Source organism: Pseudomonas sp. P9_2 (assembly GCF_034008255.1).
GTDB lineage: Bacteria > Pseudomonadota > Gammaproteobacteria > Pseudomonadales > Pseudomonadaceae > Aquipseudomonas > Aquipseudomonas synxantha_A.
Genome location: NZ_CP125376.1, coordinates 741,992 through 755,562, shown reverse-complemented (window position 1 = coordinate 755,562; position 13,571 = coordinate 741,992). Strand labels below are relative to the sequence as shown.

Genomic DNA, 13,571 nt, shown 5'->3' with positions numbered 1-13,571 from the left:
TACGTGGCAGTTGTTACCACTTAGGCTGCAGCAGGAACGCTCAGAGCCTTGATGTGGCCATTCAGGCGGCTCTTATGGCGAGCGGCCTTGTTCTTGTGGATGATGCCTTTATCGGCCATACGGTCGATAACTGGCACGGCCAGAACGTAAGCAGCTTGAGCTTTTTCAGCGTCTTTGGTGTCGATGGCTTTAACTACATTCTTGATGTAGGTACGAACCATGGAACGCAGGCTGGCGTTGTGGCTGCGACGCTTCTCAGCCTGTTTTGCACGTTTTTTGGCGGAAGGTGTGTTGGCCACCGTCGAGCTCCTCGAAAGACTTTTTAGGAAATAGCAAACAAAATAGGCCGCGAATCATGCCGATGACTTGATGGGTTGTCAAGGGCGGCTGATGCGAACTGCTGAGTGGTCGATCTGAAGAGGCGGGTGATTTATTTCCGGCGCTTGACCTGTAAACTCGCGAGCTTTGGCTCTGTGCTGTTGCAGGCGCGCAGTATCGCATAAGTGGGCGCTTTGTTCGCCTGCTCTTTATCTATAGGCGCAAACTCTTTCAATGAATCTGCTCAAATCGTTGGCTGCGGTCAGCTCTATCACGATGATCTCCCGGGTTTTGGGGTTTGTGCGTGACACTCTGCTGGCGCGCATCTTTGGCGCCAGTATGGCCACGGATGCCTTCTTTATTGCCTTCAAACTCCCAAACCTGCTGCGACGGATCTTTGCCGAAGGCGCGTTTTCCCAGGCGTTCGTGCCGATTCTGGCCGAATACAAGACCCAGCATGGTGAGGAGGCGACTCGTACGTTCATCGCCTACGTCTCGGGTTTGCTGACGCTGGTACTGATGCTGGTAACCATCGTCGGGATGCTCGCCGCGCCCTGGGTGATCTGGGCCACGGCGCCCGGTTTTGCCAATACGCCGGAAAAGTTTGCGCTCACCACTGATCTGCTGCGGGTGACCTTTCCTTATATATTGCTGATTTCCCTGTCTTCGCTCGCCGGGGCGATCCTCAATACCTGGAATCGTTTCTCGGTACCGGCCTTTGTGCCGACCTTGCTGAACGTCAGCATGATTATTTTTGCGCTGTTCCTTACGCCGTATTTCGATCCGCCCGTCATGGCCCTGGGCTGGGCGGTCCTGGCCGGCGGCCTGGCGCAGTTGCTGTACCAACTGCCGCACCTGAAAAAAATCGGCATGCTCGTACTGCCACGCCTGAACCTCAAGGACACCGGCGTCTGGCGCGTGATGCGCAATATGCTGCCGGCGATACTCGGGGTATCGGTCAGTCAGATTTCCCTGATCATCAACACCGCGTTTGCCTCGTTGCTGGTATCCGGCTCGGTATCGTGGATGTACTACGCCGACCGCTTGATGGAGTTGCCATCCGGTGTGCTTGGCGTGGCATTGGGCACGATCCTGCTGCCCACCCTGGCACGCACCTACGCCAGCAAGGATCGTCAGGAGTATTCGCGCATTCTCGATTGGGGCCTGCGTCTGTGCTTCCTGCTGGTGTTGCCGTGCGCCTTGGCCCTGGGAATCCTGGCCGAGCCGCTGACGGTCTCGCTGTTTCAATACGGGCAATTCGATGCGCATGACGCCTTGATGACCCAGCACGCGCTGGTTGCCTACTCTGTCGGCCTGCTCGGCATTATTGTGATCAAGGTGCTGGCACCGGGCTTCTACGCGCAGCAAAACATCCGTACGCCGGTGAAAATCGCGATTTTCACGCTGATTGTCACGCAACTGCTCAACCTGGTATTTATCGGTCCTTTGGCCCATGCCGGGCTGGCGCTGGCGATCAGTGCCGGAGCTTGTATCAATGCTGGCCTGCTGTTTTATCAACTGCGCAAACAGCAGATGTATCAACCACAGCCGGGTTGGGGGATGTTTACCCTCAAGTTGCTCGTGGCGGTGGCTGCGATGTCCGCCGTGCTGGTGGGCTTGATGCACGTGATGCCGGCCTGGGGCGATGGCGATATGCTGGAGCGCTTTATGCGCTTGGGCGTGTTGGTGGTGGCGGGCGTGGTGGTGTACTTCGGGATGTTGCTGTTGCAGGGTTTCCGCCTGCGGGATTTCAATCGCAAGTCGCTGGGATAGAGACTTTGCCGCGATAAAACGATTGTTTTATCGATTCGACCCATTTGGCCTGCGCTGTTGCCTGTCGTCCGGGGCCGGGTGTGGTTATAATCGACCACTTTATGAGCAAGAAGCGCGTTATGCAGCTGGTTCGAGGTCTCCACAACCTGCGCCCCGAGCATCGGGGCTGCGTCGCCACTATTGGCAACTTTGACGGTGTTCACCGTGGCCACCAGGCTATCCTGGCAAGGTTGCGCGAGCGTGCGGTCGAGTTGGGTGTGCCCAGCTGCGTGGTGATTTTCGAGCCACAACCGCGGGAGTTCTTTACCCCGGAAACAGCGCCGGCCCGTTTGGCGCGCTTGCGCGACAAGCTGCAACTGCTGGCGGAGGAGGGCGTGGACCGCGTCCTCTGCCTGGCTTTCAACCAGCGCTTGCGCAGCCTCAGCGCCGCCGAGTTCGTCGACCGCATCCTGGTGGACGGCCTGGGTGTACAACACCTGGAAGTCGGCGACGACTTCCATTTCGGTTGTGACCGGGTCGGGGACTTCGATTTCCTGCAACATGCTGGCGTCAACCAGGGTTTTACCGTCGAAGCCGCGCAAACCGTCGAACTGGACGGCCTGCGCGTGAGCAGCACCCAGGTGCGTAACGCCCTGGCTGCCGCCGACTTCGACCTGGCCGAGCGTTTGCTCGGTCGCCCGTTCCGCATTGCCGGGCGGGTACTGCACGGCCAGAAGCTGGCGCGCCAATTGGGCACGCCAACTGCCAACGTGCAACTCAAGCGCCGTCGTGTACCGTTGACCGGGGTTTACCTGGTCAGCGTCGACATCGACGGCCAATCGTGGCCGGGAGTCGCCAATATAGGCGTCAGGCCCACGGTTGCAGGTGATGGCAAGGCCCACCTGGAAGTTCACCTTTTGGATTTTGCCGGTGATTTATACGACCGGCGTTTGACGGTGGTTTTCCACCAGAAGCTGCGTGAAGAGCAGCGTTTCGCCTCCCTGGAGGCGTTGAAAACGGCGATCAATGCGGATGTCGCCGCCGCCCGTGCACTAGCCGCACCTAGCGCCCATCGCTAACCGAAGAGCCTTAAATGACCGACTATAAAGCCACGCTAAACCTTCCGGACACCGCCTTCCCAATGAAGGCCGGCCTGCCACAGCGCGAACCGCAGATCCTGCAGCGCTGGGACAGTATTGGCCTGTACGGAAAGTTGCGCGAAATTGGCAAGGATCGTCCGAAATTCGTCCTGCACGACGGCCCTCCTTATGCCAACGGCACGATTCATATCGGTCATGCGCTGAACAAGATTCTCAAGGACATGATCCTGCGCTCCAAAACCCTGTCGGGCTTTGACGCGCCGTACGTTCCGGGCTGGGACTGCCATGGCCTGCCGATCGAGCACAAAGTCGAAGTGACCTACGGCAAGAACCTGGGCGCGGACAAGACCCGCGAACTCTGCCGTGCCTACGCCACCGAGCAGATCGAAGGGCAGAAGTCCGAATTCATTCGCCTGGGCGTGCTGGGCGAGTGGGACAACCCCTACAAGACCATGAACTTCAAGAACGAGGCCGGTGAAATCCGTGCCTTGGCTGAAATCGTCAAGGGCGGCTTCGTGTTCAAGGGTCTCAAGCCCGTGAACTGGTGCTTTGACTGCGGTTCGGCCCTGGCCGAAGCGGAAGTCGAATACGAAGACAAAAAGTCGTCGACCATCGACGTGGCCTTCCCGATTGCCGATGACACCAAGCTGGCCGAGGCGTTCGGCCTGGCAAGCCTGGCCAAGCCGGCTGCCATCGTGATCTGGACCACTACCCCGTGGACCATCCCGGCCAACCAGGCGCTGAACGTGCACCCGGAATTCACCTACGCCCTGGTGGATGTCGGTGATCGCCTGTTGGTGCTGGCCGAAGAAATGGTCGAGTCGTGCCTTGCCCGCTACGAGTTGCAAGGCTCGGTGATCGCCACCGCCACCGGCTCCGCGCTGGAACTGATCAACTTCCGTCACCCGTTCTATGACCGTCTGTCGCCGGTGTACCTGGCTGACTACGTCGAGCTGGGTTCGGGTACCGGCATTGTCCACTGCTCGCCTGCCTATGGCGTGGACGACTTCGTGATCTGCAAGAAGTACGGCATGGTCAACGACGACATCATCAACCCGGTGCAGAGCAACGGCGTATACGTGCCTTCGCTCGAGTTCTTCGGTGGTCAGTTCATCTTCAAGGCTGACCAGCCGATCATCGAAAAGCTGCGTGAAGTCGGTGCGTTGATGCAAACCGCCGCCATCCAGCACAGCTACATGCATTGCTGGCGTCACAAGACCCCGCTGATCTACCGCGCTACGGCGCAGTGGTTTATCGGCATGGACAAAGAGCCGACCAGCGGCGACACCTTGCGTGTACGCTCGCTCAAGGCCATCGAAGACACCCGGTTCGTCCCGGCCTGGGGCCAGGCGCGCCTGCACTCGATGATCGCCAATCGTCCGGACTGGTGCATCTCCCGCCAGCGCAACTGGGGCGTGCCGATCCCGTTCTTCCTGAACAAGGAAAGCGGTGAGCTGCACCCGCGCACCGTCGAGCTGATGGAAGTCGTGGCCCAGCGTGTCGAGCAGGAAGGCATCGAAGCCTGGTTCAAGCTGGACGCTGCCGAGCTGCTGGGCGACGAAGCGCCGCTGTACGACAAGATCAGCGACACCCTCGACGTGTGGTTCGATTCGGGCACCACTCACTGGCATGTGCTGCGTGGTTCACACCCGATGGGCCACGAGACCGGCCCGCGTGCCGACCTGTACCTGGAAGGTTCGGACCAACACCGTGGCTGGTTCCACTCGTCGTTGCTCACCGGTTGCGCCATCGACAACCATGCGCCGTACCGCGAACTGCTGACCCACGGCTTCACCGTCGACGAGACGGGCCGCAAGATGTCCAAATCGCTGAAGAACGTGATCGAGCCGAAAAAGATCAACGACACCTTGGGTGCCGACATCATGCGCCTGTGGGTGGCTTCCACCGATTACTCGGGTGAAATCGCCGTGTCGGACCAGATCCTGGCCCGCAGCGCCGACGCCTACCGTCGTATCCGCAATACCGCACGCTTCATGCTGTCGAACCTGACCGGCTTCAACCCGGCTACCGACCTGCTACCGGCCGAAGACATGCTCGCCCTCGACCGTTGGGCTGTGGACCGTACCCTGTTGCTGCAGCGCGAGTTGCAGGAGCACTACGGCGAATACCGCTTCTGGAACGTCTACTCCAAGATCCACAACTTCTGCGTGCAGGAGCTGGGCGGTTTCTACCTCGACATCATCAAGGACCGCCAGTACACCACTGGCGCCAACAGCAAGGCGCGCCGTTCGGCGCAGACCGCGCTGTACCACATCAGCGAAGCGCTGGTGCGCTGGATCGCACCGATCCTGGCATTCACCGCTGACGAACTGTGGGAGTACCTGCCGGGCGAGCGTAACGAGTCCGTCATGCTCAACACCTGGTACGAAGGCCTGACCGAACTGCCGGCCGACTTCGAACTGGGCCGCGAGTACTGGGAAGGCGTGATGGCCGTCAAGGTTGCGGTGAACAAGGAACTGGAAGTCCAGCGTGCCGCCAAGGCCGTGGGTGGCAACCTGCAAGCCGAAGTCACCCTGTTTGCCGAGGACGGCCTGACCGCCGACCTGGCCAAGCTGAGCAACGAGCTGCGCTTCGTGCTGATCACCTCTACCGCGAGCCTGGCGCCGTTTACCCAGGCTCCGGCAGATGCGGTGGCTACCGAGGTGCCTGGCCTTAAGCTCAAAGTGGTCAAGTCGGCCTTCCCCAAGTGCGCTCGTTGCTGGCACTGCCGTGAAGACGTCGGCGTGAACCCTGAGCACCCGGAAATCTGCGGTCGTTGTGTCGACAACATCAGCGGTGAAGGCGAGGTTCGCCACTATGCCTAATGCAGCCAGTCGTTTCGGACGTCTGGGCTGGCTCGTACTGAGCCTGCTGGTCCTGGTCATTGACCAGGTCAGCAAGGCTCACTTCGAGGGCTCCCTGGAAATGTTCCAGCAAATTGTGGTGATCCCGGATTACTTCAGCTGGACCCTGGCCTACAACACCGGCGCCGCCTTCAGCTTCCTGGCTGACAGTGGCGGCTGGCAGCGCTGGCTGTTCGCCCTGATCGCCGTGGTGGTCAGTGCGGTACTCGTGGTCTGGCTCAAACGCCTGGGCCGTGATGACACCTGGCTGGCGATCGCCTTGGCCCTGGTGCTGGGTGGTGCGCTGGGCAACCTGTACGACCGCATTGCCCTCGGCCATGTGATCGACTTTATCCTGGTGCATTGGCAGAACCGCCACTACTTCCCGGCGTTCAACTTTGCCGACAGCGCCATCACCGTCGGCGCAATCATGCTGGCGCTGGATATGTTCAAGAGCAAGAAAACCGGAGAAACCGTCAATGACTGATCAGGTATTGGCTGAGCAACGCATCGGCCAGAACACGGAAGTCACTTTGCATTTCGCACTGCGCCTGGAGAATGGCGACACGGTCGACAGTACCTTCGACAAAGCGCCGGCGACCTTCAAGGTTGGCGACGGCAACCTGCTGCCGGGTTTTGAAGCGGCGCTGTTCGGCTTCAAGGCCGGTGACAAGCGCACCCTGCAGATCCTGCCGGAAAACGCCTTCGGCCAGCCCAACCCGCAAAACGTGCAGATCATCCCGCGTTCGCAGTTCGAAGGCATGGACCTGTCGGAAGGCTTGCTGGTGATCTTCAATGATGCGGCGAACACTGAATTGCCTGGCGTGGTGAAAGCATTTGATGACGCGCAAGTGACCATCGACTTCAATCACCCGTTGGCCGGCAAGACGTTGACCTTTGACGTCGAGATTATCGACGTCAAAGCGCTGTAACCGACCGTACGCGGTCTAAAATGTGGGAGGGGGCTTTCTCCCGATAGCGGTGTATCAGCTAAATGTTCAGACTGATATACCTGTATCGGGAGCAAGCCCCCTCCCACCTTTGATCTCCATTGTCGGTTGAGTCAGTGTCAAATCGACTCAATGTGGCTGCAATACACGAGGCACAGCATGCAAATCAAACTCGCCAACCCCCGTGGCTTCTGCGCCGGCGTGGACCGGGCGATCGAAATCGTCAATCGCGCCCTGGAAGTCTTCGGGCCGCCGATTTATGTGCGCCATGAAGTCGTCCATAACAAATTTGTGGTCGAAGACTTGCGCGCGCGCGGGGCGATCTTTGTCGAAGAACTCGATCAGGTGCCCGACGACGTGATCGTCATCTTCAGTGCCCACGGTGTTTCCCAGGCTGTACGGACCGAAGCGGCAGGCCGTGGCCTCAAGGTGTTCGATGCCACCTGCCCACTGGTGACCAAGGTGCATATCGAAGTGGCGCGCTACAGCCGCGACGGTCGTGAGTGCATCCTGATCGGCCACGCCGGTCACCCGGAAGTCGAAGGCACCATGGGCCAATATGACGCCAGCAACGGCGGTGCTATCTACCTGGTCGAGGACGAGAAAGACGTCGCCAACTTGCAGGTGCACAATCCGGAACGCCTGGCCTTCGTGACCCAGACCACCTTGTCCATGGACGACACCAGCCGCGTAATCGATGCCCTGCGCACGCGGTTCCCGGCCATTGGCGGCCCTCGCAAGGACGACATCTGCTACGCCACGCAAAACCGCCAGGATGCGGTCAAGCAACTGGCAAATGAGTGTGACGTAGTGCTGGTGGTCGGCAGCCCTAACAGCTCCAACTCCAACCGCCTGCGTGAACTGGCCGAGCGCATGGCTACGCCGGCGTACCTGATCGACGGTGCCGAAGACATGCAGCGCAGTTGGTTCGATGGTGTCGAGCGTATCGGCATCACGGCAGGCGCCTCCGCACCGGAAGTGCTGGTACGCGGCGTGATCCAGCAGTTGCAGGCCTGGGGCGCTACTGGCGCCGATGAGCTGGCAGGTCGTGAAGAGAACATCACGTTTTCGATGCCGAAGGAACTGCGGGTCCGCTCGCTGCTCTGACGCCAACAATGCCGGCATCGGCTCGGCATAATGCCTGCTCGGTCTTGTCACTGCGCAGACTGATGCGACCGCTGGGGGCCAGCACGATCTGATACAGGCTCTGTGCCTGGCTCGTGTCGCACACATGCACGGTGCCGGCACGGAAGCCTCCGCCGGCGAAAACCGGTTCTCCCAAGCCGCTGAAACGCACCTGGTCCGTGACCGGGCCATTACCTGCCACTGGCACGCGACCATCGCCCTGGCGCTCCAGCAGCACCGGGTTGTCGTCGTCCTGATGGCCGCGTCCACTGGCATCCAGTATCACGCGCCACCCCAGGCTCCAGTCCCTGTCGTTTGCATGAATGACCACCGCCTGATTGCGTGTGATGGCCTCCATGCGCGCGTAACGCAGCCCGGCGGCAAGTGATTGGGCCACGTTTTGTCGTTGCTGCGATTCAAGCAAACCTTTGAAACCGGGTACGGCCAATTGCGCGAGGAAGCTGGTGACGATCAGCCCCAGCAGCATTTCAATCAGGGTGAACCCTCGTTGTGACATGTGCGTTCCCTCCGTGGACGCGAGTGAATCTTCGAGCTGCAGACCTAGGTATAGCGCCTGGCCCCGAATGCTGGGTGATGGCCTTTATGTCCAAAGTATTTCCCTTTGTTCCGGCAGCAGCGCTGCTCGAAATCCGCCGCTAGTCTTGGATCGCACAGCAGGGTTTGCCTGCTTTTTTCCGGCCTTCGACATGGATGACGATGGTAATGCCTGCCCGCCCGAATCGATTTTTTCTGCGTTCCGCGCATCGGCACCAATCCGGCATGACGCTGATCGAGGTGCTGATAGCGCTGTTGATCCTGGCTGTCGGCCTGATGGGCGCTGCAATGCTTCAGCTCAACGCGCTCAAGTACACCGACAGCGCCAGGATGATCAGCCAAGCCAGCTTTATCGCCTACGACATGCTCGACCGAATTCGCGCCAATGCTGGTGCGGATTACACGTGGGGGAGGGACGAGTCGGGGCCGCCCAACACTTCGGCCGCCAGTGTGCGCGACCTGGACCTGCACGATTTCGAGGCCAATATCATTGGTTTTGCTGGCAAGGATGCCAAGGGTTCCGTGGCGGTAAGCGGGCATGAGGTCACCATCAGCATCAGTTGGGAGGATCGCCGCTCAGCAGGCACCCCAGGAGCACGGGAAACCTTCACGCTGACCAGCCGAGTCACGAGTGAGCAGGGAGCCTTGCAATGAATCGCCATGCCCGAGGTTTCAGCCTGGTGGAGTTGTTGCTCGCACTCGCCGTCGGGCTGGTGCTGGTGTTGGGGGTGAGTCAGGTGCTCATAAGTTCACGATTGACTCACGACAGCCAGCAGGCCGCCATGGTGCTGCAGGATGATGCGCGGCTTGCCCTGGGCAAGATCACACAGGACATTCGTCAGGCAGGCATGTTGGGATGTTTGGCAGCCACCGTTATCGACAACGCCCCGGCCGCCTTCGACCGACCGATAAGCTGGGACGCGTCGGGAAGTTCAAGGTCGCTGACGCTGGTCACCGCGCACGTCGGTGACGGCGCTGGCAAGCCCGACTGGACGGTGTTGTCCGACTGCAAGGAGACGGCCCATGCGTATGAGGGGGCAGCGCCTGCCGCCGCACCTGGCCTGATCCGCTTTGGCGTACGCCAGCTTACGTACACCTATGAATCGGGCCAGTTGAAGGTCAGTACTCCGGCAGCACCGGCAAAGGCGGTACTGATTGATAACGTGCGGACATTCGACATCAGTTTTGGCTTGGCGGCTGAACCTGCATCAACGGTTGTGGTGCGTTACGACAGCCATCCGGCTGACAGTTCTTTGGTACGTAGTGTGCGTATCTCCTTGACTCTGCAAGACCCAGCTGGGCGGGTTAAGGACCAGACCTACAGTGTCGTCGCGGCGCTGCGAAATCGGTTGGGTTAGGGGTGATGTCGATGCTAGGCGGTATTCGGGTACGGCAGAACGGGATGGTGCTGCTGATCAGTCTGGTATTCCTGCTGTTGTTATCGCAGGTGGGGCTGTCGTCGATACAGGGGGCGGTCGCCCAGCAAAAAGTCGCGAGTAGCCTGTGGCAGCGTAATCAATCCTTTCAGTCTGCTGAAAGCGGTTTGCGGCGGGGGGAGTCGGTTGTGCAGAGGGGCGGCCCTGCGATGCCTGTGTGCCACTCGGTTATTACGTGTGCGCCGCCCAATGAAGCATTTTCCTTGACTGGCGCCGGGGCAAACCCTGTCTCAGCGGTCACCTGGTTGGCCTTGAGGGGCGGATTTTATGGCGTTCAATCCCTGGGGGAAGGAGCAGGGCTGGCTCATTTGCCGCCCGGTACACGGGCAGCGCTCTTTCGCATCACTGCCGTGGGCCTTGCAGGCCAATCGCGCACGGTGTTGGAGTCGGTTTATGCCCGGGTGGAGGAGGGCGGCAACGTCAGGTTTCGACGGATTTCATGGCGGCAACTTCAATAAGGAGCAATGGGATGGGCATGGATAGCCAGGGCTTTACCCTGATGGAGTTATTGATCGCCGTGGCGATCGTTGCGTTGTTGGCTGGCATTGCGTATCCCGGGTACATCGGCCAGGTAAAAAAGGTGTATCGCGCGCAAATCGTCGCGTTGTTGAGCGAGCAAGCCCAGCATCTGGAGCGCGCATATACCAGAGATGGCACTTTTATTGATGCGGGCGGCGTCATTGCGGGCAACGATCACTATAGAATCAGTGCGATTTTAAACCCCCAGGATTTCGACTTGCTCGCTACGCCTGCTGTGGACTCAGTCATGGCGGACGACGCGTGTGCAGCTTTCAGCTTGAGCAGCACCGGTATGCGAAGCAACCCGGGAGCGGCGCCTGAAATGTCGCGCAAAGTCTGCTGGGGGCAGTGATGAGAGTGCTTGAAGAGTGGGCGCCGGGCGCGCCTTTCCCTGTTTATCGGCGGGATCAGATGATGGCAAAGCAACAGCAAGTGGTGATTGTCGGCGGCGGAGTAATCGGGCTGTTGACGGCGTACAACCTTGCCAGAGAAGGGCGGGCAGTCATGCTGCTGGAGCGTGCGGGGCTTGGGCAGGAGTCTTCCTGGGCAGGTGGCGGAATTGTCTCGCCGTTGTATCCATGGCGTTATAGCCCGGCCGTGACTGCATTGGCCCATTGGTCCCAGGATTTCTATCCGCAGCTGGCACAGCGTTTGTTTGCTGCGACCGGTGTCGATCCCGAGGTCCATACCACGGGTTTGTACTGGCTTGACCTGGATGATGAAGCTGATGCACTGGCCTGGGCTGCGCGTGAAGGGCGGCCATTGAGCAAGGTGGACGTGTCCCAGGCTCATGATGCCGTGCCGGCGCTGGGAGGCGGTTACTCCCGGGCGATCTACATGGCCGATGTGGCCAATGTGCGCAACCCGCGCCTGGTAAAATCCTTGAAAGCGGCGCTGCTGGCGTTGCCGGATGTGACGATTCACGAGCACTGCGAAGTGTCGGGTTTTGTGCAGAACAACAATCGCGTGGTGGGGGTGAACACTGCGACGGGACCGGTTTTTGCCGATCAGGTGGTGCTCGCCGCCGGGGCCTGGAGCGGGCAGTTGCTGAGCACACTGGGCATGACCCTTCCCGTGGAGCCGGTCAAAGGCCAAATGATCCTGTACAAGTGCGCGTCCGACTTTTTATCCAGCATGGTCCTGGCCAAGGGGCGCTATGCAATCCCCCGCCGCGATGGGCACATTCTGATTGGAAGCACATTGGAACATGAGGGGTTCGACAAGACGCCGACCGAAACTGCGTTGGCGAGCCTCAAGGCGTCTGCGGTGGAACTGATCCCCGCCTTGGCGGACGCCGAGGTGGTCGGGCATTGGGCGGGGTTGCGGCCCGGTTCGCCGGAAGGTATCCCCTATATCGGAGAGGTTCCCGGCTTTCAGGGCTTGTGGCTCAATTGCGGGCATTACCGCAATGGCCTGGTACTCGCACCGGCCTCCTGCCAGTTGTTCGCCGACTTGCTGTTGGGGCGGGCTCCGATCATTGATCCGGCGCCTTATGCCCCGGCAGGTCGCCTCAACGCTGGATAGACTTCGGCCCTTGTTCCAGATGCGCCTGGGTGCAGTACCACTCCTGGCGCGAACTCAGTGCGCGATCCTGCGGCAGGTGCACGCCGCAGTGGGCGCATCGCACCATCAGCGCTGCGTTCGGCTCGGCAGGTCGTTGCTGGCGGGCTGCAGGGTTTTTGAATTTGCGCCAGAACCATACCGCGGCAGCAATGACGGCAATCCAGAACAGTAGACGAAGCATGATGGGCAGTTTCTCGACAAGGAATGCGCCAGTTTAGCCAAGCTGGCCACAGGCGCACAGCGCAATAAATACTCGCTCATAAAAAAGGGAGCTCGTTCAGAGCTCCCTTTTGCGTTGCGTCGAACAATCAGTCGAACACACCGAAGGTCATGTAGCTGAACCACGAACGGTCTTCGTTGTTGCCAAGGGCCTGCGGCTCCTCTTCTTCGATAACGTCGCCGTTCTCGTCGTGAGGCTTGAGGTCCGAAGGGATGGCATCCTTGGCGTCCTGGTACTGCTTGATCACGTCCTGGTTGGCGCGGGTTTCACCCGGCGGCAGTGGCGGACGAGACTCGATCAGGCCCAAGGTGTACTTGCTCAGCCACGAACGGTTGTCGGCTTCGGCAACCTGAGGCACGAACTGGCCGTCTTTCAGGCTTGGGTGATCTGGGTAGTTGAGCTTCAGGGTTTCCAGGCTGGTGGTCGCCAGCGTGTCCAGGTGCAGACGCTGGTAAGCCTCGGTCATCACCGCCAGGCCGTCGCCCACGGATGGGGTTTCCTGGAAGTTCTCCACAACATAGCGGCCACGGTTGGCGGCAGCTACGTAGGCCTGACGGGTCAGGTAGTAGTGAGCCACGTGGATTTCGTAGGAGGCCAGCAGGTTGCGCAGGTAGATCATGCGCTGCTTGGCGTCCGGCGCGTAGCGGCTGTTGGGGTAGCGGCTGGTCAGCTGGGCGAACTCGTTGTAGGAGTCGCGTGCAGCGCCCGGGTCACGCTTGGTCATGTCCAGCGGCAGGAAGCGCGCCAGCAGGCCAACGTCCTGGTCGAACGAGGTCAGGCCCTTCATGTAGTAGGCGTAGTCCACGTTCGGGTGCTGTGGGTGCAGGCGGATAAAACGCTCGGCAGCGGACTTGGCAGCTTCCGGCTCGGCGTTCTTGTAGTTGGCGTAGATCAGCTCCAACTGGGCCTGGTCGGCATAGCGGCCGAATGGGTAGCGCGACTCCAATGCCTTCAGCTTCGCTGTGGCGCTGGTGTAGCTATTATTGTCCAGGTCTGTCTGAGCTTGCTGGTACAGCTCGACTTCGCTCAGGTTTTCGTCGACGACGTCCTTTGTTGACGAGCAAGCAGCAGTCATGGCGAGGATGGCGATCAGCAGCAGGTGTTTCACTTGCATGGCGGCTTGCGTCCCTATGACGGCCGCTGTCTTGGGCGGGGCCGTCCTGTTATGATGAGCGCCCCGTTGAAAGCCT

At 60.1% G+C, this 13,571-nt stretch carries 15 protein-coding genes; 11 read left to right on the top strand and 4 right to left on the bottom strand.

Annotated elements, in window-relative coordinates:
• Positions 1-20: 20 nt before the first annotated feature.
• Positions 21-299: a 30S ribosomal protein S20 gene (gene rpsT, locus QMK52_RS03290; RefSeq protein ID WP_003188401.1), complete on the bottom strand. Its 279-nt coding sequence runs from the start codon at positions 297-299 to the stop codon at positions 21-23.
• Between the two features lie 253 nt (positions 300-552).
• Here rpsT and murJ point away from each other — a divergent pair, with 253 nt between their 5' ends.
• From murJ to ispH, 6 genes are all read left to right on the top strand, one after another.
• Positions 553-2,091 carry a murein biosynthesis integral membrane protein MurJ gene (murJ, locus tag QMK52_RS03285; protein ID WP_194440037.1) on the top strand — a complete coding sequence of 513 codons (1,539 nt, stop codon included), beginning with the start codon at positions 553-555 and terminating at the stop codon, positions 2,089-2,091.
• A gap of 119 nt (positions 2,092-2,210) precedes the next feature.
• Positions 2,211-3,149, top strand: a complete 939-nt coding sequence (ribF, locus tag QMK52_RS03280; protein WP_003188404.1) for a bifunctional riboflavin kinase/FAD synthetase — start codon at positions 2,211-2,213, stop codon at positions 3,147-3,149.
• A 14-nt stretch (positions 3,150-3,163) separates the two neighbouring features.
• On the top strand, positions 3,164-5,995 hold the full coding sequence (gene ileS, locus QMK52_RS03275) for an isoleucine--tRNA ligase (RefSeq protein ID WP_320403806.1): 2,832 nt from the start codon (positions 3,164-3,166) through the stop codon (positions 5,993-5,995).
• Positions 5,988-6,500 carry a signal peptidase II gene (gene lspA / locus QMK52_RS03270; protein ID WP_005784650.1) on the top strand — a complete coding sequence of 171 codons (513 nt, stop codon included), beginning with the start codon at positions 5,988-5,990 and terminating at the stop codon, positions 6,498-6,500. Before ileS ends, lspA begins: the two co-directional genes overlap by 8 nt.
• A gap of 7 nt (positions 6,501-6,507) precedes the next feature.
• Positions 6,508-6,945, top strand: coding sequence for an FKBP-type peptidyl-prolyl cis-trans isomerase (locus QMK52_RS03265; protein ID WP_198287284.1), 438 nt, complete (start codon positions 6,508-6,510; stop codon positions 6,943-6,945).
• Between the two features lie 177 nt (positions 6,946-7,122).
• Positions 7,123-8,070, top strand: coding sequence for a 4-hydroxy-3-methylbut-2-enyl diphosphate reductase (ispH, locus tag QMK52_RS03260; protein ID WP_005784653.1), 948 nt, complete (start codon positions 7,123-7,125; stop codon positions 8,068-8,070).
• On the opposite strand, the gene QMK52_RS03255 is transcribed toward ispH, so the two are convergent.
• Positions 8,024-8,605 (bottom strand): GspH/FimT family pseudopilin, encoded by a 582-nt coding sequence (locus tag QMK52_RS03255; RefSeq protein WP_320403805.1) that lies wholly within the window; start codon positions 8,603-8,605, stop codon positions 8,024-8,026. The two genes, ispH and QMK52_RS03255, sit on opposite strands and share 47 nt — an antisense overlap.
• 206 nt (positions 8,606-8,811) lie before the next feature.
• On the opposite strand from QMK52_RS03255, the gene pilV reads away from it, so the two are divergent.
• From pilV to thiO, 5 genes are all read left to right on the top strand, one after another.
• A complete protein-coding gene (gene pilV / locus QMK52_RS03250) occupies positions 8,812-9,297 on the top strand; it encodes a type IV pilus modification protein PilV (protein ID WP_005784655.1) in 486 nt (161 codons plus the stop codon).
• A complete protein-coding gene (locus tag QMK52_RS03245; protein ID WP_320403804.1) occupies positions 9,294-10,001 on the top strand; it encodes a prepilin-type N-terminal cleavage/methylation domain-containing protein in 708 nt (235 codons plus the stop codon). Before pilV ends, QMK52_RS03245 begins: the two co-directional genes overlap by 4 nt.
• Before the next feature lie 5 nt (positions 10,002-10,006).
• The gene (locus tag QMK52_RS03240) at positions 10,007-10,537 is read left to right on the top strand and encodes a PilX N-terminal domain-containing pilus assembly protein (protein ID WP_032803250.1); all 531 of its coding nucleotides are present in this window, start codon (positions 10,007-10,009) and stop codon (positions 10,535-10,537) included.
• An 11-nt stretch (positions 10,538-10,548) separates the two neighbouring features.
• Positions 10,549-10,950 (top strand): type IV pilin protein, encoded by a 402-nt coding sequence (locus QMK52_RS03235; protein ID WP_005784657.1) that lies wholly within the window; start codon positions 10,549-10,551, stop codon positions 10,948-10,950.
• 62 nt (positions 10,951-11,012) lie between these two features.
• Positions 11,013-12,122: a glycine oxidase ThiO gene (gene thiO / locus QMK52_RS03230; RefSeq protein WP_005784658.1), complete on the top strand. Its 1,110-nt coding sequence runs from the start codon at positions 11,013-11,015 to the stop codon at positions 12,120-12,122.
• Here the strand turns inward: thiO and QMK52_RS03225 are convergent.
• Positions 12,109-12,342: a PP0621 family protein gene (locus QMK52_RS03225; RefSeq protein ID WP_005784659.1), complete on the bottom strand. Its 234-nt coding sequence runs from the start codon at positions 12,340-12,342 to the stop codon at positions 12,109-12,111. The two genes, thiO and QMK52_RS03225, sit on opposite strands and share 14 nt — an antisense overlap.
• Before the next feature lie 127 nt (positions 12,343-12,469).
• Positions 12,470-13,495 carry an outer membrane protein assembly factor BamD gene (locus QMK52_RS03220; protein WP_005784660.1) on the bottom strand — a complete coding sequence of 342 codons (1,026 nt, stop codon included), beginning with the start codon at positions 13,493-13,495 and terminating at the stop codon, positions 12,470-12,472.
• Between the last annotated feature and the right edge of the window lie 76 nt (positions 13,496-13,571).